Source organism: Porphyrobacter sp. HT-58-2 (assembly GCF_002952215.1).
In the GTDB taxonomy this organism is placed as follows: Bacteria; Pseudomonadota; Alphaproteobacteria; order Sphingomonadales; family Sphingomonadaceae; genus Erythrobacter.
Window position 1 is genome coordinate 156,296 of sequence record NZ_CP022600.1, and the last position, 25,779, is coordinate 182,074.

A 25,779-nucleotide genomic window follows, 5' to 3' on the forward strand; every position below is an offset into this window, starting at 1 on the left:
AACCTTTTGCTCCGGGTCGGCAAGGCCCGGACAAGCATGAAAATTCACGGTCGCGGTGACGAATTCCTTTGGGGGAAACTGAAATGAAGAAGTTTGTTCTTGGCAGCGCATCGGTCATTGCGCTGGCCATCTCCGCTCCGGCCTTCGGCCAGAGCGTTTCCAACGTCGATCAGGCGGGCAACAGCAACGCCGCAACCGTGACCCAGACCGGCACCAACGATTCCGACATCGATCAGACCGGTGACAACAACACTGCGACCGTCGAGCAGGAAACCTTCGGGGCCTTCGGTGCGAGCGGCAACAATGCCGACATCATCCAGACCGGCAATTTCAACACCGCTACCGCCGAACAGGAAAATGGCGTTCCCGGCAGCATCGCCAACCAGGCGACCATCACCCAGAACGGGGACGGTACTTCGACCGGTGAAGCGAACACCGCAATTGCAAGGCAGTCGGGCAACGACAACACCACCACGATCGATCAGGGCGTGGCTGGTCTCGGGACCGGCAACAGCAACACCGCCGATACGCGCCAGACCGGTTCGGCGAACATGATCGATGTGGCACAAATCAACGACGGCGCCGCCGCCACGTTACGCCAGACCGGTGAAGGCAACACCTCGATCTCCTCGCAGGGCCGCCCCAACGCGGCCAGCACGACCAGCGGTCAGGAACTGGTGGTATTCCAGAACGGCGCGGACAACACCTCGGACATCGACCAGCGCGGCTCGGGAAATTACGCGAGCGTGTTTCAAAGCGGTGAGCGCAACACTTCGACCATCCGCCAGCCCGGTGCCGATAACAACATCGGCGTCGAACTGGCCAGCATCGGGGTCAATCAGGTCGGTGCCGACAACACATCGACCGTGACGCAGGGCGCCAATAACGGCCTCGTGAACGTCAACCAGACGGGCGACGAGCTGACCAGCACAGTGACCCAGACGGGCCGCGCCAACAACTCGGTGGCGAGCGTCAACCAGAGCGGCACGCGCAACACCAGCACCATCCTGCAGGATGCCCCGCCCCCTCCGACCGGGCCGGGCCGCGAGATGACGGCCAACCTCACCCAGTCGGGCAGCGACAACGTGAGCGACATCACCCAGACCAACACGCTGGGCGCTCCGGCCGTTTCGGGCAACTTTGCCAGCGTGACACAGTCGGGCACATTCCAGACATCGACAGTCGAACAGGACGGGCATGAAAACGATGCGACGGTGAATCAGAGCAACACCGGGAACGAGAGCGAGGTCGTGCAGACCGGCAATGCCAACTTCGCGGAGGTGACGCAGTCGGGTTCCGACAGCACCAGCACCATCTCGCAGCAAAGCAATGAAAGCTGGGCGCGGGTCAATCAGGCAGCGAGCAACAGCTCGTCGAGCATCACGCAGACGGCCAATGGCCAGAACGCGTTGGTGCTGCAGGGCGGTAGCGACCAGACGGCGGTGATCCGCCAGTCGGCAGGCGCGGGGGTGCTCGGGATCATCGGTGGCGATCTGCCCGATAGCGGGATTTCGTGGGCGCGGATCGAACAGACCGCCGCGGGATCGGGCAACAGCTCGACGATCGACCAGGAAGGTCTGTCGAACTTCGCGCTTACCCGTCAGGTCGGCAACCGCAACAGCTCGACCATTCTGCAGGACGGCAACGCCAACCTGCTGGGCATTTTCCAGTCGGGTGACGACAACCGGTCGAATGTGACGCAGTCGGGTCTGCGCACCAATTTCAGCAACCTGAGCTTCCTCGCCAACGTCGGCGTGCAGCAGACCGGCGACCGCAACCAGTCTGATGTGGTCCAGACTGGCGACTATCTCGATACGGCCTTTGTCGGCAATATCGAGAACACCTTCAGGGTGCTGCAATCGGGCGATGACAACACCTCGACCATTGACCAGTCGGGTCTCAATCCCGAGGCCCGCCTGCTGCAGGCAGGCAACTTTAACACCTCGGATATCGATCAGGCCGGAACCGAAAACCGCGCCTTCGTTGACCAGATCGGCAGCGGCAACAGCTCGTTTGTCGATCAGCTCGATCCGGCAGGCGTGAACAACTTCGCCGATGTCGATCAGACCGGTGATGATGGCCTGTCCGAGGTTTTGCAGACCGGGTCGAACAACACGGCCACGCTGGCACAGGGCGGGAGCGACAATGAATCGTTCATCACCCAGGCCGGAACCGGCAACACCGCCACTGTGACGCAGGGTAGCATGATGAACGTCTCGACCATCGATCAGAACGGCATCGGCAACTCGGCCATCGTCTCGCAAGGGATGTAAGCGGCCAAACCGGAACCCGGGCGGGACTCACCTCTCGCCCGGGACGCCATTTCAGTCTATAAGGTGCACATGATGACGAACGCCGCTTTCCTTGGCCGCATCGGCGCAGCGGTGGCTTGTTGCGCAACCCTTGCAGTCGCTTCGGCAGCGCTGGCACAGGCGGCACCTGAACGCGGTGTGTTCGTGACCCAGATCGGCGATGCCCCGCGCACCACCATCACTCAACGCAATGCCGACAGTCTTGCCCGCGTTGTGCAGGACGGGACGAACAATCAGACTGACCTTGTGCAGGAAGGCACCGCACCGCACCGCGCCCAGATCGCACAGGACGGGGACGACAACACCGTCAATGTCACGCAGGACGGCGATGGTTCGACCGACCTTACGCTGGTGCAGGAAGGCAATGCCAACTCAGCACTCGTGCTTCAACGCGAGGTATCCGTCGCGGAACAATCGACCGCGTCGATCTTGCAGCGCGGCAATGGCAACACGATCATCCTAGCCCAGAACGGCAGCGACAATGACGCCAGCCTCGAACAGCTTGGCGATGGCAACACCATGACTGCAAGCCAGCTCGACAATGGCAACCGCCTGCAATGGAGCCAAAACGGCGACGGGCTTGCCGATCTTCAGATCGTGCAAACCGGCGGAGGCAGCCTGCAGGTCACGCAAAGCAATATCGGCGGCGCTCAGTTCGCCCCGCCGCCGGGGGGATGATATCGCGAATGATCCGGCTGTTGCCTTCTGTTTTTCTTGCGCCGGGCATTGCCATGTTCGGCCTCGCCACGGCGGCAGCGGCGCAGCAGGCAGCCGATACGCCGACCAGCCGCACTGAAGCCTCGCAGATCGAACAGGTGCCGGACAACGCCGGCGGCAAGGCCTATCTCGACACCGAGCGTCGCCTGCCTCCTGTTCCACGCCCGATCATGACAGAAGCACCGGGCCAGCAGATTTCGCGCGGAGCTGGCAATGCACCCGCCAGTCAGATCACCAGCCGCACGCAAGGCACACCGGGCGTTGCGCAATTGTCGAAGGCCGATCTCGACGCCACGCTGGCGCAGCTTACCCCTGCCGAACGCCGGGTGCTGCTGCAGGCGATCGAAGGCAGCGACATCTGCGAAGACCCGCCTGCCATCGCCGCGATCGTGACCTTGTGCCAGAACCGGATCGAAACCCGGTCGCAGGAATTCACCCGCGCATCTGAACGTCCGGTTTCCGCCGAGGAACGTCTGCTGCGTGGCGATTTCGACAATAGCGGGCTGCCGACAGTCAATCAGGTGATCGAGCGGCTGGCGCGGAGCGGCGCATCAAGCGGTGATTTCAGCAATCAGGCGATAGCTTCGATCGTGCTCGGCGGCCCGGCCTCGCCACCGGCGCGGCCGAACGATGAAGCCTTGCCCGACACGCAGGCCTTCGGCGAGGAAACGCAGGCGCTGATCAATGCCCTGATCAACCAGCTTGGAGGCCGCGCGCCATGACCGGCGCCCTGCCTGCCAGCGCCGCTGCGCTGCTGCTGCTTGCTCCAACCACGGTGACCGCCATGACTGACGAACCCCATGCTCTCACCCTCGATGTCCGCGAGGATGCCGGAACAATCGTCGTTCAGCTGGTCGGCTTTGCCCCGGAAGCCCGGCAGGTCAGCTATGCGCTGGAGGTGACCGGCCAATCGACATCGCGGCACAAGGGCAAGACGATGCTCGCCGCCGGCACACGCGCCGTGCTTTCGACCATGCGGACAACTGCCGGGGAGAACTGGTGCGTGACGCTGCAGGCCGAAGAAGAGGGCCGGGAACCTTACGAGATTACCCAGGGCAGCTGCACGAAGTAAGGGACTCAGCGACGGATCTGACCGATCCCGGTGCTGCCGAGCCCGCGTTCGGGCGCGCTGATCTGATCAATATGAACCTTGCGTCCGGCTTTGGGCCGGGGATCGACATTCCCGACATTGAACTCGTCATAGACCGGATCATAGCTGATCGGGATGCCCTGTGCCTGGAGTTCGGCCAACGAATACCAGGCATCGCTGGCCGATGAGGCACGAAGGCGGGCGAGCTTGGCCGGGTCGAACCGATCGCCCAGAAAATCGATGATCGAGCCGAGCCGGACTCTGAGGCCGCTGGTGGTCTGCTGGAAATCGACGGCGCCAGCGGACTTGCCGTCGATGCGGGTCACAAGCTGCGACTTGATGTCGATCTCGTAGTTGGGATTGCTGGCACCAAGGCCGGGTGCAGCGGCGGGTGCCACCGCAGCGCGCGGAATAGCCGTGATCGCAGGCTTTGGTGCCGGGGCAGGAGCCGAAGCGGGCGGCGATGACGCAACGGGCGCGACAACCCGCGAGCGGGCAGGCGGTGTCGCCACACTGGCAGGCGCCACTGCCACCAACGCAGGCCGCGCCGCAGGAGTCGCGATGGGTGCGGCCGCCGCAGTCCGCGACGGAGCGGGAGCAAGCGACCTCGTATTCGCCGCCGGGGCAGCAGGGGCAGGCAGCAATGGCCGTTCCGCAGTCCGCGATGTCGCCATTCCACCCGATGCGGACCGGGGCGCTTCCAGCGCCGGGGCCTGTCTGGGTAGAGCGGTGGCCGCGGCTGTCGCAGCAGGAGCCGCACTTACGGCCTGAGCAGGAGCCGAGGCCGAATTCGGAGCCGCAGCCGGACGACCGGCAACCGCCGCCCCCAGTCTAGCCTGCTCCGGTTGAGGCAGAAGCGCTGCGAAGCTGCCCTTCACGGAACCGAGCACAGGATCGGACGGCGCCGCAACCGGCATGCGTTCCTCGGCACCAACAGCGAGAGCCGCAGCCTCAGGCTCAGGCGCTGCAATGATCGCTGCTGCTTGCGGGAGTTCGACCTCTGCCAGCGGCACCGGCGCAATCGGCACAACCGCAAGCCGCGCCGGTTCTTGCGGCACATCTAGCGGCTGTGCGCGGCCCATCGGCGTTCTGGGGATCGCAGGTGCTGCGACAAAAGCGACAGGGTCGGCTGCGGACGCCGCAAGGCTGGGCGCAGCAGCCGGCAGAGGCGGTGCGACGGGACGGATTGCTTCCGCTTCGACCGGAGCGGCCGCCACGGCCTCCACCGCTCGGCGACCTGCCGGGAGCGGTCTGATCTGGTCGGATACCTTGAGCAGGGGCGCATAACGCACACCGTCCAGCGCGCCCTCGCCTTCATTGGGCAAGCGCTTGGCCCCTGCCTGACTACGCGAAGCATTCGGCTCAAGCGGTTCAAGCCCCTGCGAGCCTTCCGTCAGGTCGCCTGCACCAACCGAAAATTCGGGAACCGTGAGCGCGGCCACAACCACAACGCTTCCGGGCAGCGCTCGCGCCCAGAACCGCGCCATAGAAGCGCGCTTGCGGCGCTCGCCACTGCCCTCGTCAGGCTGGTCGGTTTCCACAGTGATATTCACGTCATCCCCCAAGTAGAAATACTATGGGAGGCGACGCCGATTCGGCAAAGCGGAATCCGCCGAAAACCGCGATTTTCCGCCAATGTTCTATGCCTGTTCACGCGATTGGGTTGGCAAAGATCGTCTCGCTGCCCGGATCAAGGCATTTGCGCTTTCCCCGAATCGCCCCCGCGCCTATCCGGGCCGGCTCGCCAGTCGGTGGGCAAGCGAAAGATCATGCAACAGGCGACCACTTTCTCGACGCCCGGCTGGGGGCAGGAACTGCGCGCGACGCTCGGCATCGCGGGGCCGCTGGCGGCTGCCAATCTGCTGCAGATGCTCACCTATGCCATCGACGTGATCTTCATCGCGCGGCTGGGCGAGAAGGAACTGGCCGCATCGGCGCTGGCGGTCTCGCTATTCGGGCTGGTGCTGTGGGCGCTGACGGGCCTCACCGGAGCGGTCGCACCGCTGATCGCCGAGGCAATCGGCGCCCGCGCACCGGCGCTGCGCCCGGTGCGACGTGCCGTACGGATGGCGCTGTGGCTGGCGATGATGGCCGGGATCGGCGGCATGGGCCTGTGCCTGCTGCTTGACCCGATCATGCGCATCTCCGGTCAGCAGCCCGCGATCATCGCTCTCGCCAATCAGTACAACACCGTCATTGTGGTCTCGATGGTGCCGATGCTGCTGTCTTCGGTGTTGCGCAATTTCGTCTCGGCACTGGGGCGTCCGATCTTCGCCACCGCGATCACCGGGATGGGCGTGTTCGTGAACGGCATCGCCAATTACGCCTTCATCTTCGGCGAATTGGGCGCGCCCGAGCTGGGATTGGCGGGTGCGGCCGTGGCAACAATCATCACCGCGCTGTTCACCCTGGGCGCCTATGTGGTGGCGATCCGCATGGACAAGCGCCTGCACCGCTATCACGTTTTCGGACGCCTATGGTCACCCGATTGGGCGCGCTTGAAGCAGATTGCGCGGATCGGCGCTCCGATTGCGCTCACCATCACGGCGGAAGCGGGGATCTTTGGCGCGGCAGCGTTCCTGATGGGGCGCTTCGGCGCGGCGGAACTGGCGGGACATACGGTGGCGCTGCAACTCGCCAGCCTCGCCTTTCAGGTGCCGTTCGGCGTTGGGCAAGCCGCCGCGATCCGGGTCGGCTATCACTATGGCGCGCATGACCGCGCCGGGGTGGCCCGCGCAGGGTGGGTGGCGTTGGCGATTGGTGCGGGGTTCATGACCATCACAGCAGGCGCGATGATCCTCGCCCCCGAATGGCTGCTGCGCATCTATGTCGATCCAGACGCTGCCGCCAATGCCGCGCTGGTCGGCTTTGCCCTGCAATACCTGCTGCTTGCCGCGATCTTCCAGCTGGCCGACGGGGTACAAGCCGTGGCTGCCGGCGCGCTGCGCGGCCTGCAGGACACCCGCGTGCCGATGTGGATCGCGATCTTCAGCTACTGGGTGCCGGGGATCGGCCTGTCGGTCGGCCTCGGCTTTTTCACCCCGCTTGAGGGGACAGGCGTGTGGATCGGGTTGGCGACCGGCCTGTTCTTTGCCGCCATAGGATTGATCTGGCGCTGGCACTGGCGCGAGACGCTAGGGCTGGTGCGGGGTTAGACTGCCGCAGTGATCGTCCTTACTTCGCGCTGCGGGAAGGGGATCGAAATACCTGCTTCATCGAACCGCTGCTTGGCCGCCTCGGTCAAAGCCCAGGACAGGCCGAGATAGTCTTCGGTATTGCACCACACCCGAAGGCCCATGGTAACCGCACTGTCAGCCAGCGCGGCAACGAATACCACCGGTTCCGGATCAGCCAGCACGCGCTGGTCAGCATCGGCCAGCGCCAGCAGCTCGCCGCGCGCCTTCTCGATGCTGTCCGAATAGGAAATCCCGATAAGCAGTTCGAACCGCCGCGTCGGCATCCGCGAGAAATTGACGATCGGCTTGTTCCACAATTCGTTGTTGGGAACCATCACATAGAGGCCGTCATATTGCAGGATTTCGGTCGTGAAGAGCCCGATCCCCTGAACCGTGCCGGTGACAACGCCCGCGGTGATCGCCTCGCCCACCCTGAAGGGGCGCTGGATCAGGATCATCACACCCGCCGCGACATTGCTGAGCGTGCCTTGCAACGCGAGGCCGACGGCGAGCGCAAGGCCGCCCAGCGCCGCGATGATCGTGGTCGTCTGCACCCCGAACTGGGTGAGCACGGTCACGCCCACCACCACCCAGAGAGCATATTTGATGATGTTGCTGAGGAACTTGGCAACCGTGGGCTCGATCCGGCCGGAACGGGTCAAGGCCCGGTCTGCCCCCTTGGACAGCAAACGGGCCAGGATAACCCCTATGACCAGCACCAGCGTCGCCCCGACAAGGTGAGGGATGCTTTCACGCAGCCACGCCAGTCCCTGCGCAGCCATGTCGATCTCGTCACCGAAGTTGGCGGCAAGTTTTGGCGGCAGTTTGGTCGGCAGCTTGGGGGCAGTCATGGGGGTAAGGCGCTCCTTGTTAAGAGCGGCTCTCGATAACCGACCAGACCCGCGCTGGCCACCCCGCACGAAAAATCGCCGCCGAAACGAAAATTTTTTGCACTGACAGGTCTTGATTCCTTCTGCCCCCCAGACCACATGCCGCCGCGTTGGCACTCTCGGACGGAGAGTGCCAAGCCAACTCATTCATTCAAGGAAAGGTCATACACATGGCATTTCGTCCGCTGCACGACCGCGTTGTGGTCCGTCGCATCGAAGCCGACACCAAGACCGCTGGCGGCATCATCATCCCCGACAGTGCCCAGGAAAAGCCGAGCGAAGGCGAAGTCGTCGCCGTCGGCGAAGGCGCCCGTGACGACGATGGCGACCGCATCCCGATGGACGTCAAGGTCGGCGACCGCGTGCTGTTCGGCAAGTGGTCGGGCACCGAAGTCAAGATCAACGGCGAAGACCTGCTGATCATGAAGGAAAGCGACATCATGGGGATCGTCGGCTGATAGCCTGATCCTTTCCGCTTCCCACTAACAACCCAATTTCAGGAGAAACAATCATGGCAGCCAAGGACGTCAAGTTCGGCCGCGAAGCCCGCGAAGGCATTCTGCGCGGCGTCGATATCCTCGCCAACGCCGTCAAGGTGACGCTTGGTCCCAAGGGACGTAATGTCGTCATCGACAAGAGCTTCGGCGCGCCGCGCATCACCAAGGACGGTGTGAGCGTCGCCAAGGAAATCGAGCTCAAGGACAAGTACGAGAACATGGGCGCGCAGATGCTGCGCGAAGTGGCCAGCAAGGCGAACGATGCTGCCGGTGACGGCACCACCACCGCCACCGTGCTCGCTCAGGCGATCGTGACCGAAGGCATGAAGTCGGTCGCCGCCGGGATGAACCCGATGGATCTGAAGCGCGGCATCGATCAGGCCGTGATCGCGGTCGTCGAAAACCTCAAGTCGCGTTCGAAGGACGTGTCGGACAGCAGCGAAATCGCGCAGGTCGGCATCATCTCGGCCAACGGCGACCGTGAAGTCGGCGAGAAGATCGCCGAAGCCATGGAAAAGGTCGGCAAGGAAGGCGTGATCACCGTGGAAGAGGCCAAGGGCCTCGAGTTCGAGCTCGATGTCGTCGAAGGCATGCAGTTCGACCGCGGCTACCTGTCGCCCTACTTCATCACCAACCCCGACAAGATGACCGTGGAACTGGATAACCCCTACATCCTGATCCACGAGAAGAAGCTGTCGAACCTGCAGTCGATGCTGCCGATCCTCGAAGCGGTGGTGCAGTCGGGCCGTCCGCTGCTGATCATCGCCGAAGACATCGAAGGCGAAGCGCTGGCGACCCTCGTGGTCAACAAGCTGCGCGGCGGCCTGAAAGTTGCAGCGGTCAAGGCTCCGGGCTTCGGCGATCGTCGCAAGGCGATGCTGCAGGACATCGCGATCCTGACCAAGGGCGAGATGATCAGCGAAGACCTCGGCATCAAGCTTGAAAACGTCACTGTCGGCATGCTCGGTCAGGCCAAGAAGGTCTCGATCGACAAGGACAACACCACCATCGTCGATGGCGCCGGTTCGGCTGACGACATCAAGGCGCGCGTCGCCGAGATCCGCACCCAGATCGACAACACCTCGTCGGACTACGACCGTGAGAAGCTGCAAGAGCGTCTCGCCAAGCTCGCTGGCGGCGTGGCCGTGATCAAGGTCGGCGGTGCGACCGAAGTCGAAGTGAAGGAGCGCAAGGACCGCGTCGACGACGCTCTCCACGCGACCCGCGCTGCGGTGGAAGAAGGCATCGTACCGGGCGGCGGCACTGCGCTGCTCTACGCCACCAAGGCTCTCGAAGGGCTGAAGGGCGCGAACGAAGACCAGACCCGCGGCATCGACATCATCCGCAAGGCGATCACCGCCCCGATCAAGCAGATCGCGACCAACGCCGGTCACGATGGCGCGGTCGTCGCGGGCAACCTGCTGCGCGAAAATGACGAGACGCAGGGCTTCAATGCTGCCACCGACACCTATGAGAACCTGGTGAAGGCCGGCGTGATCGACCCGACCAAGGTCGTGCGCACCGCGTTGCAGGATGCGGCCTCGGTCGCTGGCCTGCTGATCACCACCGAAGCGGCCATCGTGGAGCGTCCGGAAGACAAGCCGGCTGCGCCTGCGATGCCCGACATGGGCGGCATGGGCTTCTAAGCCGCGAGGGCGGGCGGAGCGAGCCACGCTCGCACCGCCACGCCCAAGGCCGGCCAGCGGGGCCGCGAGGCCCCGTCTGACGACTCGGGCTTCGCCCGAGGCGGCCCAAGGCACCAAAATACGAAACCCCGGCGGATCACTCCGCCGGGGTTTTTTCATTGTCCGTCAGCAATCATCGGCAAATCGCATCACAGTTATCAGGACAAGCCGTTTCCCCATCGCAGCTGCCCGCCCTAAGCGCCCCGGTGCTGCGGGGCTTTGCCCCCGCGTTTCAGTGACCAACACAAACGGGGTTCGACAATGAAAACCACAATCAAGGGGCTCTTGCTCCTGTCCTCCAGCCTGATCCTTACCATGCCCGCCGCCGCGACCCCGCCCGGCTTCAACGAGCCCGGCATGGGCCGCGCCGCCATGCCGCAGACCGAAGCCGCCCCGCGCAACGTCCAAGGCTGGTGGCCGAACGTGGTCGACCTGACCCGTCTGCGCCAGAACGAATACAATCCAGATCCCAATGGCGCGGACTTCGACTACGCTGCCGAATTCGCCAAGCTCGATCTGAAGGCGGTGAAGGCCGACATCAACGCCGCGCTGACGGATTCGCAGGACTGGTGGCCCGCGGACTATGGCAATTATGCTGGTCTGTTCATCCGCCTCGCCTGGCACTCGGCCGGCACCTATCGCTCGGGTGACGGGCGCGGGGGTTCGGACGGCGGTCAGATCCGTTTCGAACCGCTGAATTCGTGGCCCGACAACGGCAATCTCGACAAGGCCCGCCGCGTGCTGTGGCCGGTCAAGCAGAAGTATGGCGCGGCGCTTTCGTGGGCCGACCTCATCATCCTGTCGGGTAACGTCGCGCTGGAGAACACCGGCTTCAAGACTTACGGCTTTTCCGGTGGCCGCGCCGATGCGTGGGAGCCGGAGCTGGTCTATTGGGGCCCGGAAACCAAGTTCCTGACCTCCGAGCGCAACGCGGAAGGCGAAAACCTCGACAACCCGCTCGGCGCGACCGAGATGGGCCTGATCTACGTCAACCCCGAAGGTCCGGAAGGCAACCCCGATATCCTCGCCTCGGCCAAGCAGATCCGCACCACCTTTGGCCGGATGGGCATGAATGACGAGGAAACCGTCGCCCTGATCGTCGGTGGTCACACCATCGGCAAGATGCACGGCGCGCGCAAGGCGGCTGACTGCATCGGCAAGGAACCGGCGGCAGAGGGCGTCGAGGCGCAAGGCCTTGGCTGGAAAAACGCCTGCGGCACCGGCGTCGGCAAGGATGCCACCACCAGCGGGCTTGAAGGCGCATGGACCGCGACCCCCGTCACCTGGAGCAGCAACTACCTCGACAACCTCTATGCCTTCGAATGGAAGCTCACCACCAGCCCGGCAGGCGCCAAGCAGTGGGAGCCGATGAATGCGGCGGATGTGAAGTTCGTCCCCGATGCCTTCGATCCGAACGTTACGCACGCGCCGGTGATGCTGACCACCGACCTCGCGCTGCGCTATGATCCGGCTTACGGCGAAATCACCCAGCGCTGGGTCAAGAACCCCGAACTGATGGACGAAGCCTTCGCCCGCGCGTGGTTCAAGCTGACCCACCGCGACATGGGTCCCAAGGCGCGTTACGTCGGTGCGGAAGTTCCGGCCGAAGACCTGATCTGGCAGGATCCGCTGCCCAAGGCCGATTACGCCATGATCGAGGCCGGCGATGTCGTGACGCTGAAGGATGCGATCCGCAAGACCGGGCTCAGCCGTTCGGAACTGGTGCGCACGGCATGGGCTTCAGCTGTCACCTTCCGTGACACCGACATGCGCGGCGGTGCCAATGGCGCGCGCATCCGGCTCGCTCCGCAGAAGGACTGGGGCCTGAACGATCCCGCCACCATCGCCAAGGTGGTGAAGGCGCTGGAAGGCGTGCAGTCCAGCTTCAATGCGCGTTCGGGCGCAAAGAAGGTCTCGATCGCCGATCTGGTGGTGCTCGGCGGCGTGGTCGCGGTGGAAGATGCGGCCAAGGCGGCGGGGCAGACCATCACCGTGCCCTTCACTCCGGGCCGGGTCGATGCCACCGACGCGCACACTGATGCCGAAAGCTTCGAACTGCTGCGCCCGGTGGCTGACGCCTTCCGCAACTTCTACAGCGATCAGGCGCGCCTGACCCCGACTCAGATGATGATCGATCAGGCTGATACGCTGAGCCTGACCGTCCCGGAAATGACGGTGCTGGTGGCGGGGATGCGGATGCTCGATGCCAACACCGGCGGGGCGAAGCACGGCGTGTTCACCGACACGCCCGGCACGCTCAGCAACGACTTCTTCGTCAACCTGCTCGACATGGGCAATGAGTGGAAGCCGGCGGCGAACAAGGGCCTGTATGAAGGGCGCGACCGCAAGACCGGCGCGCTCAAGTGGACGGCAACCGAGGTCGACCTGGTGTTCGGTTCCAATTCGGAACTGCGCGCCGTGGCGGAGACCTATGCCGTCGCCGGTGGCGAGGCGAAGTTCGCGGAAGACTTCGCCAAGGCCTGGAACAAGGTCATGATGCTGGACCGCTTCGACGTGAAGTAAGGTCGGCAATTCCAGCCTGAAGACACGAAACCCCGGTGGAGCGATCCGCCGGGGTTTTACTTGCGGGACACCGCGTCTGCGGCTCAAGCCCGGAATTGGATGCTCACCCCTGATCCACCGCACGTCCTTGTCAGGTGGTGCGGAAAACCAGTTCGCCAGCAGCAACCGCAGCGCCCCTCAGCCAGTCACCCGATGCGGTGCTCACCCCTGATCCACCGCACCGTGCCAGACGATGCGCGCATCACCACGCTTTCGGTAGTGAGGATCGTCTCACCGGTCGGCTTGCGGCGGCGCTTTACCCCGTCGAGCAGCGAACCGTCGGTCACGCCGGTCGCCGCGAAGATACAGTCGCCGCGGGCGAGGTCTTCGAGCTTGTAGATGCGATTGAGGTCTTCAATCCCCCACTTGCGGGCGCGGGCCTTTTCGTCATCGTTGCGGAACACGAGCCGGCCGTTGAACTGCCCGCCGACACAGCGCAACGCTGCTGCCGCCAGCACGCCTTCCGGTGCACCGCCCTGGCCCATGTAGAGATCGATCGTGGTTTCCTCGTCCGTCACCGCGATCACGCCCGCCACGTCACCGTCGCCGATCAGCACCACCCCGCATCCGAGCGCGCGCAGTTCGGCGATCAGTTCGGCGTGGCGCGGGCGATCGAGCACGCAGACATTGATATCCGACGGCTTCACGCCCTTCGCCTCGGCCACAGCGACCACATTTTCGGTCGGCGACTTGGCAAGGTCGATGATGCCTTCCGGATAGCCGGGGCCGACCGCGAGCTTGTCCATGTAGACATCGGGAGCGTTGAGCAGACAGCCTTCTTCCGCCGCCGCCAGCACGGCAAGCGCATTCGGTCCGGCCTTGGCGGTAATGGTCGTGCCTTCCAGAGGATCGAGCGCGATGTCGATCTTCGGACCCTTCCCCATGCCGACCTTCTCACCGATGAACAGCATCGGGGCCTCGTCACGCTCACCTTCGCCGATCACGACGGTGCCGTCGATATAGAGATTGTCGAAAGCCTTGCGCATCGCCGCAACGGCGGCAGCATCGGCTGCCTTTTCATCCCCGCGCCCGACCATCTGCGCAGCGGCGATCGCCGCCGCTTCGGTCACGCGCACCATCTCCAGCACCAACACGCGCTGGATCGCATTGTCGCCAATGGCTTGCGAGGCACCATCAAGGTCGGTATCGATTGGGGAGTTCATGTGCAATTCAGCCCTTCTTCGCTTGTGTGGCAGCCCAGCCATGGATCACCCCGGCGCTTAAGCGGATGGAGACGGGTTTGTCGAGCAATGCCATGTCTGTCAGCGCAGGTTTTCGTTCCGGCCTGGCCGTTTTTGCAGCCGTGATTGCCGCGCCTCTGGCCGCACAGGATGACAGCACCGCGACCAGGACTGCGACTCAGGCCGAAAACCCAGCGCCCACCCCTGAAGCTGAAGCCCCGCCCGCTCCGCCCCGCCGGATCAATCTGATGGTCACGGTGCCGCGCGGCGAGGTGAACGATGCACAGGTAAGGGAATGCGAAGACCGCGCCGATGCCGGCACGATCAGCGGCGAAATCGTGGTGTGCCGTCAGGTGGGCAGCGATGGAACCGGCCTGACCGGTTCCCGTTCCGACAGCCAGAAGCGCTATGCAGAAGAAACCGCCTTGAAGGGCGCTCCGCGCGCGCCTGAAGCCTTCGGCATTCCCGATAACGGCAAAGGCATCAGCATCGGCGGGGTGCCGCCGCCAATCCTGATGATCGACGTGGCCGCCCTGCCCAAGGCACCGGCGGGTTCGGATGCCGATCGCATCGCCCGCGGCCTGCCCCCGCTGGGCGAAGAACGCGAACTGACCGAGGAAGAGGAAAAGGCCCGGCGGGAAGCTGCCGGGATAAAGACCACGCTGCCGCCGCGCCCACGCAAGAAGGGCGGTTAAAGCGGCGCATCATGCCCGGGTCGCTCCTCACCATCGGTTCTGTTGCCCTGCTGCTGATGGCGGCGGGCCAGTCCCAACCCCGGTTGCCCCCTCCGTTCGATCCCCCACCCGCGCCGCCGCAATCCGCCTCCCGGCCTCCCGAACGCCCGGCTGTGATCGAACAGCCCTTGCCTGAACGCGTGCCGATCGACCTCGGCCCGGATGCCCCCACCAGCAGCGGCCCGCCACAGCAGATCGATCTCCTCGAAGACTGGGAGCGGGAAAGAGCGCGTACGGAAGCCCTCTTGAAGGAATGCGAAGAGCGCCGCGATGCCGTTGCTGCAACCGGTGAGATCGTCGTGTGCGGCCGCCGTGCGGACAATGGCGCGGCCTATCTCGGTGCAAGCAGCGCAGCCCTGCTACAGTCCTATGCCGAGCGCACGATGAATGCCGGCACCCTGCCGCCGCCCGATGTTGCCGGTCCGGGTATTTTCCGCGGGGAGCCGTCCTTTAGCGGGGGGTGTTTCTTGCCCCCCTGCCCGGCAGGTCCGCGGCTGATCATCGATGTCGAAGCGATCCCGCCGCCACCAGCAGGCTCTGACGCAGAACGCGTGGCGCAAGGGCTTGCGCCGCTCGAGCCCGGCGACGCGCCCCTCTCCGCCGAAGAGCGCCGCCGCAAGGAGGCGGAGCTGGGGTTACCGAAGGCTTCGCCCGCCGAGCCCCAACCCTAAAGCGGCAGGATCGGCAGCACCAGCGGCGCGCCCGAGAGGCTCTCCGAGCCCTCCAGCAGTGCCAGCGCGCGGGTGACGTTGGCTTCCGGCCCCTCGTGGGTCACCATCGCCACCATCACCTCGTCCCCGCTGTGCGAGCGACCCTGCTGGATCAGGCTCTCGATCGACACATCCCCGTCACGCAGCGCGGCGGTGATCTCGGCGAGCACACCGGGGCGATCCTTAACCATGAAGCGGATATAGGTGCGCGCAGGGCGGTGTCCCGGTTCTGCCGGTGGCAGCGCCGCAAGCTGGGCGACGGGGATCGAGAAGGGCGCGCCCACTTCGTCCCGCGCAATGTCGATAAGGTCAGCCGCGACCGCACTGGCTGTGGGACCGTCGCCAGCGCCCGCCCCCTGAAACAGCAGGCGGCCGGAGAAATTGCCCTCGGCCACGACGGCGTTGGTCGCGCCGTCGACGGCGCTCAAAGGATGCCCCTTGGCGACGAGGCATGGACGCACGCGCTGGAGCAGGCGCGGGCCATCGGCAGTCTCCTCGACATCGGCCTCCCCGATCAGACGGATGACAAAGCCCAGCGCATCGGCCTGCGCGATATCGTGGCTGCGCACCTGGGTGATGCCGTTTACCCGCACGCCCGCAAAGTCGATCCGCGTGCCAAATCCGATTGAGGCGAGAATCGCCAGCTTGTGCGCGGCGTCCACGCCTTCGATGTCAAATGCCGGATCAGCCTCGGCAAAGCCCAGTCTTTGCGCGTCGGCCAGCACATCGGCGAAATCGGCGCCGGTCGCCTCCATGGTCGAAAGGATGTAATTGCAGGTGCCGTTGAGGATGCCGTAGACCTTGGTCAAGGCATTGGCCGATGTGCCTTCGCGCAGCCCCTTGATGACAGGGATGCCGCCCGCCACCGCGGCTTCGAACTTGAGCGGGACGTTATGGGCCTCGGCCAGCGCCGCCAGTTCCAGCCCGTGATGCGCGATCATCGCCTTGTTGGCGGTCACCAGCCCCTTGCCCGCCCCCAGCGCCGCGCGCGAGCAGGCCAGCGCCGGGCCGTCTGATCCGCCGACCAGCTCGACCACCACATCGACATCATCGCGTCGGGCAAGCGCAGTCATGTCGTCTTCCCAAGCAAAGCGCGACAGATCGACCCCGCGATCCTTGCTGCGGTCCCGCGCAGAGACGGCGACCACCTCGATCGGGCGACCGGCGCGCGCGGCGATGAGCTTGGCGTTCGTATCGAGCAGGCGGATCACGCCCGCGCCCACGGTGCCGATCCCGGCAATGGCGATGCGAAGGGGTTGCGTGGCGGTGGTGGTCAAACGGGCCTCCCTTGATGGTGGAGACGGCGCTTGACCCCTCAGGCCCGCGCGGTCAAGCGGCCGTTCGCTCAGGGCGCGGTGGTGATCCGCCGCGTGCAGGGGCCAAGCGCTTCACGCACGAAGGCATAGTCCCCTGCCGCCAACCGCCGCTCTGCCGGATCGCGGGCAAGGTTGGCACTGCTCGGCAATTGCGGCGGCAATGAACAGGCAAGGCGGTACCAGCGCAGCGTCTCGGGCGCAGGCGGGCGGGCGGACGAATCGATGATCTCGCCCCACGACACGCCCCACTGCACGCGCTGTCCGGGACGGCGCAGGATCGTGATCGAGACCGGCGCGCGATTTTCGGTTGCAAGGAAGATCTGCGTCTCCGATTCGCCCGCCAGCGTCCCCGGCACCGCCAGCGCATCGCTGATTCCGGTGATCCGCGGCGGCACGTCGGCCGCATAAAGCTCGGTCAGGATCGGACGCAGTCGCGCCTCGAGCTCCGGCGTCCAGGCCAGCTGCGCGCCCGGAGCGACAAGGCGCACTTCGCCCGCCCGTCCCGGCACCGTGTCGGCGAACAGCACGAATTCGCGCTTCTTCAGCTTCGGCACCTTGCCCCGCGCATCCAGCGGCACATCGACAAGATAGGCGATCGTGCCGCCCACACCGCTGCGACCAGCGATCACCGCCATTGTCTCTGCCTCGATATAGAGCCGCGCGAATCCCGTTGCGAGGCCGGGCGCACGGTCAGGCTTTAGGGTCGTCTGGCGGCGAATCTGCGCGCGGATGACAAGGTCCGCAGCATCCGAAAGCGTCGCCAGATCGGCATATGTCGGCCCCTCAGGCGCTGCGGCGGGAACCGGCGGCGCAGCCTGGGCAAGGCCCGGCGACGGCATCAAAGCCAGCCCGCCAAGCGCCAGAAGAGCCACCTTCATATGTCTGAAACTTTTCATTAATTCATCCTTAACCCGTCAGCCGCGGAGGCGGGATCGCAGCTTGCTCAGGCCCTGATAATAGCAGGGTCTGTTGCACACGGCTTACCGTGAATTGGGGCTGAACCGCAAAAGCGTTTGATCGGCTAGGGCTTGCCCGTTAAAGCCGCTAGGCCTGAGCCTGCAGCACTGGGGACATTACTGCGGGATCGGGCAAGGTTGCGTGCTGGGCCGCTTGCGTCCAATGCGTGCCAGCTGGGGGGGATCGGGGCGACGTCTTGCAACGTGTGTCCTCTGGTCCTGTCCCGGCGTGGGAGGACCGAAATGACCGGGATCCACTCACCGACCGAAACGGCCGGGGGGTGGGGAGTGTGCCGATCGCATGATCGGCGAGTATTTGGAGAGAAAGCGCTGGATGTCCTACGCTAGCCAACAACAAGGATTGACCGGCCCAAAGCTTGTCGCGCTGATTATCGCATTGTCGATCGTCGGCCTGGTAGGCACGGGGATGGTCCTGTTCCTTGCCGTCGACGCCGTGAAGGAGATGGTGGAACGCGTTACCACCGTTAACGTCGAGGATGAACCGCCGCCGCCTGAGGAGGAGCCGCCGCCGCCGCCGGAAGAGATGCCGGAACCGACGTCGCCGCCGCCCCCGGTTGCGCCGCCGCCGCCGTTCAACATCGCGCCGAATCCGCCGCAGATGGAAACCCGCCAGGATCCGCCGCCGCCCGCGCCGGTCGATACCCGGCCAAGCAATGCGGCCCCTCCGGGCCCGCCACCGCCGCCCAAGGTCTCCAAGGCCCGCGGTGTGCGCACCAAGAACGAGCGCAGCTGGGCCGCGCGCATTCAGGAAAACTATCCTGCCCGCGCCATGCGTGAAGAAATCGAGGGTACGGTCGGCGTCCGCGTCACCGTCACGCCCGATGGCCGCGCCACCGGATGTTCGGTCACCGGCTCCAGCGGTTCGGACATTCTCGATGCCGCCGCGTGCAAGGACGTCGAACGTTATGCCCGGTTTGAACCGGCGCTCGATGATGATGGCAACCCGACCACTGCCAGCTGGTCAACGCGCATCACTTACAGGCTGAACTGACGGATCCATTCGGCCGGCGGCAAACTGATTTCTGACCCTCCGGCTCATCAGACACTTCTTTCAAGAGGATTTTCGCAATGAACCTTTACCTTCTCGCCGCCGGTGCCGCCGAAGCTGCGCCCGAAAACAAGTTCGGCTTCGTCGAAGCCATGAAGGAAGGCGGCCCGGTCGCCTGGTCGATCCTTGCCGTGATGATCATCATGTCGGTCGGCACGTTCTACATCATGTTCACGAAGATCTTCGAGCAGAACAAGATCTTCAAGCAGTACAAGACCGTTGAAACCCAGTTCTGGCGTGCGGGCGGCCTCAAGGAAGGCGCCGCCAAGCTCGACAAGGACAGCGCCTGGCGTCAGCTCGCGGACGACGCGATCAAGGCCCAGGAAGAGCACGGCAAGATGACCGACGCCCTTGAATCGCATGACTACATGCACGGTTCGCTGCGTCGTTCGGAAGACTCGATCAACGCGGTGCTGTCCGGCGGTCTGCCGTTCCTCGCGTCGGTTGGTGCGACTGCGCCGTTCATCGGTCTGCTCGGCACCGTGATCGGGATCTACCGCGCGCTGATCAACATCGGCATTGCCGGTTCGGCCTCGATCGACAAGGTCGCCGGCCCGGTCGGTGAAGCGCTGATCATGACCGCGATCGGCCTGCTCGTCGCTGTGCCTGCGGTGCTCGGCTTCAACTGGCTCCAGTCGCGCAACCGTCGCATCGGCGAACTGCTCAGCAGCTTCTCGACCGACATCCTTGCCTTCATCAACTCGAACGGTGCGGTGAAGCCGGCTGTCACGGCTGCTCCGGCTGCCAAGCCGGCCGCCAAGCCTGCTGCTCCGGCCGCCAAGGCCTGATCGCCATTGCCAGAAGGGGCGGGACGCGCCGCAAGGCCCGTTCCCGCCGCTTCCCCGGCCAGAGCCTGCTGAAGGCGTCTGCGTCCGGGTAGAGTTTTCAAGTCAAAGTCTTGACACAGGTAGGAATTCACAATGGCGATTTCGACGGGAGGCGGGGGCGATACCCCAATGTCCGACATCAACACCACGCCGCTGGTGGACGTGATGCTGGTGCTCCTGATCATCTTCCTCATCGCGGTTCCGGTGGCGATCCAGACGATCGAGAAGCTGGAAATTCCGGTGTTCGAATCGGTCGAGTCCAAGGACAAGGTGGAAAACCTGCTGCTTACGATCAGCACCACCGATGCCGCCGGACGCAGCGCCGGTGAACCGGGCTTCCAGGGCGCCTCGCGCGATGGCGAATGCCGGGTTTACTTCAACAACATCACCCCGGTGACCTCTGACGAATTGCAGAAGATGGCCTTCGACCGTCTCGATGCGATCGTGCAGCGCGCGGGCGGTGCGGAGGCCCTGATGGAGAACCCCGATCAGGTTCCGCAGGTGCATATCCGCGGCGACGTGAATGCCCCGTGGAAGTGCGTGGCGGGCGCGATCTTCAACATCCAGATGGCCGGCTATCCGATCGTCGGGTTCATTTCGAACCCCGTTGATCCGAACGGCTGATCGTCCAGGCTTTTTAAGGAGTAACTGACATGGGTATGTCCGGAGGAAAGCTCGACGGCCAGCCGATGATCGACATGAACATGACGCCGCTGATCGACGTTCTGCTCGTTCTGCTGATCATGTTCATCATCACCATCCCGGTGGCGACTCACTCGGTCGACATCGACCTGCCGCAGCCGCAGCCCAATGATACGCCGCCGCCGATCGATCCGGTGAAGAACAAGCTGGTTCTGACCGCGGATGAGCAGATCCTGTGGAACGGCACCGCGATCAGCGAAGGCCAACTGGTGCAGACGCTGATGGAAACGACCGAAATGGATCCGGAGCCCGAACTGCAGTTCGAGCCGGAGCCGCTGGCCAGCTATGAACTTGCAGCGCGCGTGCTGCAGGACATCAAGGCATCGGGCGTGACCAAGTTCGGCTTCGTCGGCAACGACAAGTACCGCACGTTCGGCAAGTAGGCGCAAGGCGGGGCCTGATCCGGCTTCGATCCGGTCTTGACCCCCTCCAGCCTCGTCTTGACCAGGTTTAGAAGGGGCGCCGCGAGCATTCGCGGCGCCCTTTTTGATTAGTGGTGCCGCTGTTTCACGTGAAACATTTGCAGAACGACGCTACGACTAATCCCCCTCCAGCGGATCGTCAGGCCGCATCGCCGCTGCAATCAATCCCTCGGCTTCGAGCAACAGTTCGTCATCCACCGCCCCCTGCGGCACCGCCTCGCGCCCGATCATCGTCATTACCGGCACGGCCAGCGGCGACACCCGGTCGAGCGAGACGTGGACCAGCTCGCGCTCGGAACGCTCCAGCAGATCAGCGAGACGCCCCACGTCCGTCATCCGCTCCCGCGCATCAGCCCAGGCGGCCTCGATAAGCACATGATCGGGCTCGTATTTTCTAAGCACGTCGTAGATCAGATCGGTCGAGAAAGTAACCTGCTTGCCGGTCTTTTTCTGGCCCGGATGCTGGCGCTCGACGAGGCCGGAGATCACCGCCACCTCGCGGAAGGCGCGGCGCAGCAGGTGGCTTTCGGTCACCCACTCGGTGAATTCGTGAGTGAGAATATCGGGCGATAACAGGGGCGCAGGGTCGGTAACGGGCTTCAGCCCCCACACCGCGAGGCAATAGTCGTTCGCCACAAACCCGCCCGGCAGCAGGCCCCGATCCTCCATTCGCCGGGTGATCAGCATGCCCAGCGACTGGTTCGCGTTCCACCCCTCGAAGGTGTAGTAGGCGGTGTAATGCTTGCCGCCATGCGGGAAGCTTTCGACCAGCAGTTCGCCGGGCGCAGGAAGACGGGAGCGCCAATCCTGCATCTCCAGCCATTCGCGCACATCGTCAGGGAACCGTCCCCAGCCCGCGCGATCGGCCAGCAGGCCCTGTACCCGCTGCGCAAGATGCGTGGTGAGCGGCAGGCGCAACCCGCCATATGACGGAATTGTAGCGCTTTTCTTCGCGGCGCGCACCGTCACGTCCATGTCCTTCACGCCCTCGACCTCAAGGCTCATGCCGGCAAAGAAGAAGGTGTCGCCGGGGGAAAGCTGTGCGGCGAAGCGCTCCTCGACCTTGCCGAGGCGGCGGCCATTCCTGAAGCGCACAGTGAGCATCTCACTGTCAACGATAATCCCGGCGTTCATCCGGTGGCGCTGCGCCTGGTTGGGGTGCGCGAGCCGCCACACCCCGTCCTTGCCCCGCACAATCCGCTGGAAGCGGTCATAGGCCTTGAGCGCATAGCCGCCGTTGGAGACGAACCCCAGCACGCGGCTAAACGTCTCGGCATCGACCCAGCTATAGGCGAGCGCAGAGCGCACCTCGGCCAGCAACGCGTCCTCGTGGAACGGCCCGGCACAGGCGCAGGCCATGATGTGCTGGGCAAGCACGTCGAGGCTGCCCGGACGAAAGGCCTCGCCGTCGCGCTGGCCTTCGTCGACCGCCTGCTTGGCGGCGATGGCTTCGAGGAATTCAAAGCGGTTGCCCGGTACCAGCACAGCACGGCTCGGCACATCGAGCCGGTGGCCCGCCCGCCCGATCCGCTGGAGCAGGCGCGAGGAACCCTTGGGCGCGCCCATCTGCACTACCAGATCGATATCGCCCCAATCGATCCCCAGGTCGAGGCTGGCGGTGCACACCAGCGCGCGCAATTCCCCCCGCGCCATCGCTTCCTCGACCTTGCGCCGCGCTTCGACCGAGAGCGAGCCGTGGTGGATGCCGATCGGCAGGTTATCGTCATTCACTTCCCACAGGCACTGGAAGATGAACTCGGCCAGAAAGCGCGTATTGGTGAAGACCAGCGTGGTGCGGTTGGCCTTGATGCTCTCGTAAAGCTGCGAGACGGCCCAGCGCCCGGCATGCCCGCCCCACGGGACGCGCTCCTCCTGCGGGAGCAGGATTTCGACCTCGGGCTCCGCGCCGTCCTCGCCGATTACCAGCGCGGCGGCTGCAATCTCGCCGTCCGCGCCGGACTGCGGTGCGAGCCATTCCTGAAAGTCGCGGGGGTTGGCCAGAGTGGCTGACAGCGCCACACGCTGCGCCTGCGGAGCCAGCGCATGAAGCCGCGCCAGCGACAGCGCCAGAAGATCGCCGCGCTTGTCGGTGGCAAAAGCGTGGATCTCATCAATCACCACCCGCTTCAGCCCGGCGAACAAATCAGCGCTTTCCGGGTAGGAGAGCAGCAGCGAGAGGCTCTCGGGCGTGGTCAGCAGGATATGCGGCGGGCGTTCGCGTTGGCGCTTCTTGCGGTCGGAGGGCGTGTCACCGCTGCGCGTCTCGACGCGGATGGGCAGGCCGATCTCCTCGATCGGAGTGAGCAGGTTGCGCTTCACATCCTGCGCCAGCGCCTTCAGCGGCGAAACGTAGAGCGTGTGCAGGCCCTCTCTCGGCACCGCCCCACCCGCAAAGTCGCACAGCGTCGGCAGGAACCCGGCGAGCGTTTTGCCCGCGCCGGTATCGGCCACGAGCAGCGCGTGCCGTCCGGCCTGCGCCTCGGCCAGCATATCGATCTGATGACGCCGCACACGCCAGCCCCGCGCCGTGAACCATGCGGCGATTTCGGATGGCAGCGAGGGAGTGGCAGGATCGGGGGCAATCACCGGGATGATGTGCCCCCTGTCCTGCCGAGGGGCAAGCGCCCTTTGCCTTACTCGCTCGCCTCGGAGTTCCGCATCGCCATGATGTCTTCGACACTATAGCCGAGCGCCCGGGCCACTTTGGCCTGTTCGGCAGCGGAAAGCTCGGCAAAGCTGCGCTTTGCGGGCAGATCAGCGGTGGCTTGCGCGAACTTCTGGTCCATCCCTGCAAAGGTATCCATCAATTGCGGCATGGTCTCCATCGTCGCTCCGACAATGCGCGGATCGCTCGACATAGTGAAGCTCTTGCGGGCGAAACTGGTCCCGCTGGGCGTCTGGAAGAAGGCTTCGATGTCGTCGAGCTCCGCCTGCGTGAAGTTGATCGCGTAAAGCTCGGACATGGCCTTGCGCATGGTCGGTTCCATCACATTCATCAGCTCGGTCATCATTGCCGGGAACAGCGCCATCTCGCGCTTCTGACGTTCGGCATAGGCGGGGTCGAACAGCTGGGCGAGTTCCTCTGCCTGCGCCGGATCAAGCGCGATTTCGCTTGAAGTCAGGCCGGTACCCTGCGCCAGCGCTTCCAGTGCAGGCGCCTCGAAGGCCGCTGTGAGCGGACCGAGCAGAGCGTCATAGGTCGACCCCATCATCTCGCCGAGCGAGCCTTCGGGGATCATCTGAGTGATGATCCGTGTCGCCTGCGGCAGGCGGGCTTCCTGCTCGGCGGTCAGGGGCTCTACCGGGAACATTCCGCCCAGCATCGCCATCGCCTGTTCCATTTCGGCTGTTTCGGCCTCGGTCTGCGCAGCCAGCGGCTGGGACGCCAGTGCCAGCGTGAATGCCCCGGCTACACCGATGAAAATGCGACGAATCATGTGTTTGCTCCCCTCTCTGTGCGCAAACTCAATGCCCGACAGTTTCGCCGCGTTCCAGTCCTGATGCCGCAAGTTGTGCGTCGATCTGAGCGAGCAAGCGGGCAAGCCCCGCCTCGCTGTCGCTTTCCGCCCGCGCAACCAGCACGTCCTGCGTGTTCGATGCGCGCAGCAACCACCACCCGTCAGCGGTGTTGACTCGCACGCCATCGGTGGCGTTGACACTTTGCACCTCAGGGCCGGGATCGCTCGTGAGCCTGTCGGTAATCTCGGCCATCGCGGCAAACTTGCGCGCCTCATCGACCTGAAAGCGCAGTTCCGGGGTGTTGAGCATGGGGGGCATCGCCTCGCGCAATTCGGTCACGCTTTTGCCCAGCCGTGCGGCGGCCGCCAGCAGCCGGACCCCGGCATAAAGCGCATCGTCGAAGCCATAGTAATCATCGGCGAAAAACACGTGGCCACTCATCTCGCCCGCCAGCGGCGCGCCAGTTTCCTTCATTTTGGACTTTATCAGCGAGTGACCGGTCTTCCACATCAGCGGCTCTCCGCCGAGTGCCGCGACGTGATCGAACAGCGCGCGGCTGGCCTTCACATCCGCGATAATCGTCGCATTCGGACGGTTTTTCAGCAGATCCTCGGCATAGATCATCAAGAGCTGATCGCCCCAGATCACCCTGCCCGTGCCGTCGATCGCCCCGATCCGGTCGCCGTCACCGTCAAAAGCCACTCCGAAATCGAGGTTCTTCTCGGCGACGAGCGCCCGCAAGTCGGCCAGATTGGCCTCCACGGTCGGATCAGGGTGGTGGTTTGGAAAATGTCCATCGACTTCGGTAAACAGCAGATGGTGTTCCCCCGGCAGCCGCGCGGCAAGAGCTTCGAGCGCGGGGCCAGCCGCGCCGTTGCCCGCATCCCAGCCGACACGCAGCCCTTCGAGCTTGACGGGGTCGATGCCGGCCAGTCCCTCGAGCAGACGCTCGACATACTCGCTCAGGATATCCTTCGTGGCGACACTGCCCACCCCGCTGGCGAACGCCCCGTCTGCTGCCAGTTTCCCGAGCTTCTGGATATCGGCGCCGAAGAACGGCCGGCCAAGAAATACCATCTTGAAGCCATTGTAATTGGGGGGATTGTGGCTGCCAGTTATCTGAATGCCGCCATCCACCTCTTCGGCTGAAGCCACCGCATAGTAAAGCATCGGGGTCGCCCCCAGCCCGATCCGCACCACGTCGCAGCCACTCGCGGTCAACCCCTCGACCAGCGCGTGTTCCAGCATCGGCGAACTCACCCGCCCGTCGAAACCCACAGCCACGGTCCGCCCACCAGCCTCGCGCAGCAAGGTGCCAAAAGCCCGGCCGATTGCACGCGCATCATCCGCTCCCAGCGTCTCGCCGATAATCCCGCGAATATCGTATTCGCGCAGCACGGTGGGGTGGAAATGATGTTGCATGTTCTAAAGCGGTCCTTGTTGAAGACGGCGCGTTTGCGGAATGGCTTCACCC

The 25,779-nt window shown here is 64.5% G+C and carries 22 protein-coding genes; 14 read left to right on the top strand and 8 right to left on the bottom strand.

The window, feature by feature from the left end; genetic code table 11:
- Positions 1-83: 83 nt before the first annotated feature.
- From CHX26_RS00770 to csgH, 4 genes are all read left to right on the top strand, one after another.
- A complete protein-coding gene (locus CHX26_RS00770) occupies positions 84-2,273 on the top strand; it encodes a beta strand repeat-containing protein (RefSeq protein WP_104940728.1) in 2,190 nt (729 codons plus the stop codon).
- Positions 2,274-2,345: 72 nt separating this feature from the next.
- A complete protein-coding gene (locus CHX26_RS00775; RefSeq protein ID WP_172449634.1) occupies positions 2,346-2,990 on the top strand; it encodes a hypothetical protein in 645 nt (214 codons plus the stop codon).
- An 8-nt stretch (positions 2,991-2,998) separates the two neighbouring features.
- On the top strand, positions 2,999-3,751 hold the full coding sequence (locus tag CHX26_RS00780) for a hypothetical protein (RefSeq protein ID WP_104940730.1): 753 nt from the start codon (positions 2,999-3,001) through the stop codon (positions 3,749-3,751).
- Positions 3,748-4,101 carry a curli-like amyloid fiber formation chaperone CsgH gene (gene csgH, locus CHX26_RS00785; RefSeq protein WP_104940731.1) on the top strand — a complete coding sequence of 118 codons (354 nt, stop codon included), beginning with the start codon at positions 3,748-3,750 and terminating at the stop codon, positions 4,099-4,101. The genes CHX26_RS00780 and csgH overlap by 4 nt, the downstream gene beginning before the upstream one ends.
- Positions 4,102-4,106: 5 nt before the next feature.
- Here csgH and CHX26_RS00790 read toward each other — a convergent pair whose 3' ends face one another.
- Positions 4,107-5,672, bottom strand: a complete 1,566-nt coding sequence (locus CHX26_RS00790) for a hypothetical protein (protein ID WP_146107614.1) — start codon at positions 5,670-5,672, stop codon at positions 4,107-4,109.
- 216 nt (positions 5,673-5,888) lie between these two features.
- On the opposite strand from CHX26_RS00790, the gene CHX26_RS00795 reads away from it, so the two are divergent.
- Entirely contained in the window at positions 5,889-7,274 is a 1,386-nt protein-coding gene (locus CHX26_RS00795) for an MATE family efflux transporter (RefSeq protein WP_104943161.1), read from the top strand.
- Here the strand turns inward: CHX26_RS00795 and CHX26_RS00800 are convergent.
- Complete coding sequence (locus CHX26_RS00800; RefSeq protein WP_335682309.1) at positions 7,271-8,146, bottom strand: mechanosensitive ion channel family protein; 876 nt, start codon at positions 8,144-8,146, stop codon at positions 7,271-7,273. The genes CHX26_RS00795 and CHX26_RS00800 overlap by 4 nt on opposite strands.
- 209 nt (positions 8,147-8,355) lie before the next feature.
- On the opposite strand from CHX26_RS00800, the gene groES reads away from it, so the two are divergent.
- The 3 genes from groES to katG all read left to right on the top strand — a co-directional run bounded on the left by groES (position 8,356) and on the right by katG (position 12,890).
- A complete protein-coding gene (groES, locus tag CHX26_RS00805) occupies positions 8,356-8,643 on the top strand; it encodes a co-chaperone GroES (RefSeq protein ID WP_104940733.1) in 288 nt (95 codons plus the stop codon).
- Positions 8,644-8,696: 53 nt separating this feature from the next.
- Complete coding sequence (gene groL / locus CHX26_RS00810) at positions 8,697-10,328, top strand: chaperonin GroEL (protein WP_104940734.1); 1,632 nt, start codon at positions 8,697-8,699, stop codon at positions 10,326-10,328.
- A 411-nt stretch (positions 10,329-10,739) separates the two neighbouring features.
- Positions 10,740-12,890 carry a catalase/peroxidase HPI gene (katG, locus tag CHX26_RS00815; protein ID WP_442956934.1) on the top strand — a complete coding sequence of 717 codons (2,151 nt, stop codon included), beginning with the start codon at positions 10,740-10,742 and terminating at the stop codon, positions 12,888-12,890.
- A gap of 185 nt (positions 12,891-13,075) precedes the next feature.
- On the opposite strand, the gene glpX is transcribed toward katG, so the two are convergent.
- Complete coding sequence (glpX, locus tag CHX26_RS00820) at positions 13,076-14,092, bottom strand: class II fructose-bisphosphatase (protein WP_104940736.1); 1,017 nt, start codon at positions 14,090-14,092, stop codon at positions 13,076-13,078.
- A gap of 92 nt (positions 14,093-14,184) precedes the next feature.
- Here glpX and CHX26_RS00825 point away from each other — a divergent pair, with 92 nt between their 5' ends.
- Entirely contained in the window at positions 14,185-14,805 is a 621-nt protein-coding gene (locus CHX26_RS00825) for a hypothetical protein (protein WP_104940737.1), read from the top strand.
- Between the two features lie 11 nt (positions 14,806-14,816).
- Entirely contained in the window at positions 14,817-15,515 is a 699-nt protein-coding gene (locus tag CHX26_RS00830; protein ID WP_146107615.1) for a hypothetical protein, read from the top strand.
- On the opposite strand, the gene CHX26_RS00835 is transcribed toward CHX26_RS00830, so the two are convergent.
- Together CHX26_RS00835 and CHX26_RS00840 are read right to left on the bottom strand one after the other, a co-directional pair.
- Entirely contained in the window at positions 15,512-16,831 is a 1,320-nt protein-coding gene (locus CHX26_RS00835) for a homoserine dehydrogenase (RefSeq protein ID WP_104940739.1), read from the bottom strand. The two genes, CHX26_RS00830 and CHX26_RS00835, sit on opposite strands and share 4 nt — an antisense overlap.
- Positions 16,832-16,899: 68 nt before the next feature.
- On the bottom strand, positions 16,900-17,748 hold the full coding sequence (locus CHX26_RS00840) for a hypothetical protein (RefSeq protein WP_233997212.1): 849 nt from the start codon (positions 17,746-17,748) through the stop codon (positions 16,900-16,902).
- A 379-nt stretch (positions 17,749-18,127) separates the two neighbouring features.
- On the opposite strand from CHX26_RS00840, the gene CHX26_RS00845 reads away from it, so the two are divergent.
- The 4 genes from CHX26_RS00845 (at position 18,128) to CHX26_RS00860 (ending at position 20,807) form a co-directional block, all read left to right on the top strand.
- Complete coding sequence (locus CHX26_RS00845) at positions 18,128-18,838, top strand: energy transducer TonB (RefSeq protein WP_233997213.1); 711 nt, start codon at positions 18,128-18,130, stop codon at positions 18,836-18,838.
- A 77-nt stretch (positions 18,839-18,915) separates the two neighbouring features.
- Complete coding sequence (locus CHX26_RS00850; protein WP_104940741.1) at positions 18,916-19,683, top strand: MotA/TolQ/ExbB proton channel family protein; 768 nt, start codon at positions 18,916-18,918, stop codon at positions 19,681-19,683.
- A gap of 132 nt (positions 19,684-19,815) precedes the next feature.
- A complete protein-coding gene (locus CHX26_RS00855) occupies positions 19,816-20,346 on the top strand; it encodes an ExbD/TolR family protein (RefSeq protein WP_172449635.1) in 531 nt (176 codons plus the stop codon).
- Positions 20,347-20,375: 29 nt separating this feature from the next.
- Positions 20,376-20,807 carry an ExbD/TolR family protein gene (locus tag CHX26_RS00860; RefSeq protein ID WP_104940743.1) on the top strand — a complete coding sequence of 144 codons (432 nt, stop codon included), beginning with the start codon at positions 20,376-20,378 and terminating at the stop codon, positions 20,805-20,807.
- Positions 20,808-20,963: 156 nt separating this feature from the next.
- On the opposite strand, the gene CHX26_RS00865 is transcribed toward CHX26_RS00860, so the two are convergent.
- The 3 genes from CHX26_RS00865 to pgmG are packed head-to-tail and all read right to left on the bottom strand — an operon-like array spanning position 20,964 to position 25,727.
- On the bottom strand, positions 20,964-23,432 hold the full coding sequence (locus tag CHX26_RS00865) for a ligase-associated DNA damage response DEXH box helicase (RefSeq protein ID WP_233997214.1): 2,469 nt from the start codon (positions 23,430-23,432) through the stop codon (positions 20,964-20,966).
- A gap of 47 nt (positions 23,433-23,479) precedes the next feature.
- Positions 23,480-24,283 carry a DUF2059 domain-containing protein gene (locus CHX26_RS00870; protein WP_104940744.1) on the bottom strand — a complete coding sequence of 268 codons (804 nt, stop codon included), beginning with the start codon at positions 24,281-24,283 and terminating at the stop codon, positions 23,480-23,482.
- Between the two features lie 28 nt (positions 24,284-24,311).
- Complete coding sequence (gene pgmG / locus CHX26_RS00875; protein WP_104940745.1) at positions 24,312-25,727, bottom strand: phosphoglucomutase/phosphomannomutase PgmG; 1,416 nt, start codon at positions 25,725-25,727, stop codon at positions 24,312-24,314.
- Between the last annotated feature and the right edge of the window lie 52 nt (positions 25,728-25,779).

What these genes read in the sequence shown, in the direction of transcription:
- CHX26_RS00800 (WP_335682309.1), bottom strand. Translation starts at nt 8,146, where the DNA reads ATGACTGCCCCCAAGCTGCCGACCAAACTGCCGCCAAAACTTGCCGCC.
- CHX26_RS00825 (WP_104940737.1), top strand. Translation starts at nt 14,185, where the DNA reads ATGTCTGTCAGCGCAGGTTTTCGTTCCGGCCTGGCCGTTTTTGCAGCC.
- groES (WP_104940733.1), top strand. Translation starts at nt 8,356, where the DNA reads ATGGCATTTCGTCCGCTGCACGACCGCGTTGTGGTCCGTCGCATCGAA.
- CHX26_RS00845 (WP_233997213.1), top strand. Translation starts at nt 18,128, where the DNA reads ATGATCGGCGAGTATTTGGAGAGAAAGCGCTGGATGTCCTACGCTAGC.
- CHX26_RS00860 (WP_104940743.1), top strand. Translation starts at nt 20,376, where the DNA reads ATGGGTATGTCCGGAGGAAAGCTCGACGGCCAGCCGATGATCGACATG.
- pgmG (WP_104940745.1), bottom strand. Translation starts at nt 25,727, where the DNA reads ATGCAACATCATTTCCACCCCACCGTGCTGCGCGAATACGATATTCGC.
- glpX (WP_104940736.1), bottom strand. Translation starts at nt 14,092, where the DNA reads ATGAACTCCCCAATCGATACCGACCTTGATGGTGCCTCGCAAGCCATT.
- csgH (WP_104940731.1), top strand. Translation starts at nt 3,748, where the DNA reads ATGACCGGCGCCCTGCCTGCCAGCGCCGCTGCGCTGCTGCTGCTTGCT.
- CHX26_RS00780 (WP_104940730.1), top strand. Translation starts at nt 2,999, where the DNA reads ATGATCCGGCTGTTGCCTTCTGTTTTTCTTGCGCCGGGCATTGCCATG.
- CHX26_RS00855 (WP_172449635.1), top strand. Translation starts at nt 19,816, where the DNA reads ATGGCGATTTCGACGGGAGGCGGGGGCGATACCCCAATGTCCGACATC.
- CHX26_RS00795 (WP_104943161.1), top strand. Translation starts at nt 5,889, where the DNA reads ATGCAACAGGCGACCACTTTCTCGACGCCCGGCTGGGGGCAGGAACTG.
- CHX26_RS00770 (WP_104940728.1), top strand. Translation starts at nt 84, where the DNA reads ATGAAGAAGTTTGTTCTTGGCAGCGCATCGGTCATTGCGCTGGCCATC.
- katG (WP_442956934.1), top strand. Translation starts at nt 10,740, where the DNA reads ATGCCGCAGACCGAAGCCGCCCCGCGCAACGTCCAAGGCTGGTGGCCG.
- CHX26_RS00850 (WP_104940741.1), top strand. Translation starts at nt 18,916, where the DNA reads ATGAACCTTTACCTTCTCGCCGCCGGTGCCGCCGAAGCTGCGCCCGAA.
- CHX26_RS00840 (WP_233997212.1), bottom strand. Translation starts at nt 17,748, where the DNA reads ATGAAGGTGGCTCTTCTGGCGCTTGGCGGGCTGGCTTTGATGCCGTCG.
- CHX26_RS00870 (WP_104940744.1), bottom strand. Translation starts at nt 24,283, where the DNA reads ATGATTCGTCGCATTTTCATCGGTGTAGCCGGGGCATTCACGCTGGCA.
- groL (WP_104940734.1), top strand. Translation starts at nt 8,697, where the DNA reads ATGGCAGCCAAGGACGTCAAGTTCGGCCGCGAAGCCCGCGAAGGCATT.
- CHX26_RS00830 (WP_146107615.1), top strand. Translation starts at nt 14,817, where the DNA reads ATGCCCGGGTCGCTCCTCACCATCGGTTCTGTTGCCCTGCTGCTGATG.
- CHX26_RS00775 (WP_172449634.1), top strand. Translation starts at nt 2,346, where the DNA reads ATGACGAACGCCGCTTTCCTTGGCCGCATCGGCGCAGCGGTGGCTTGT.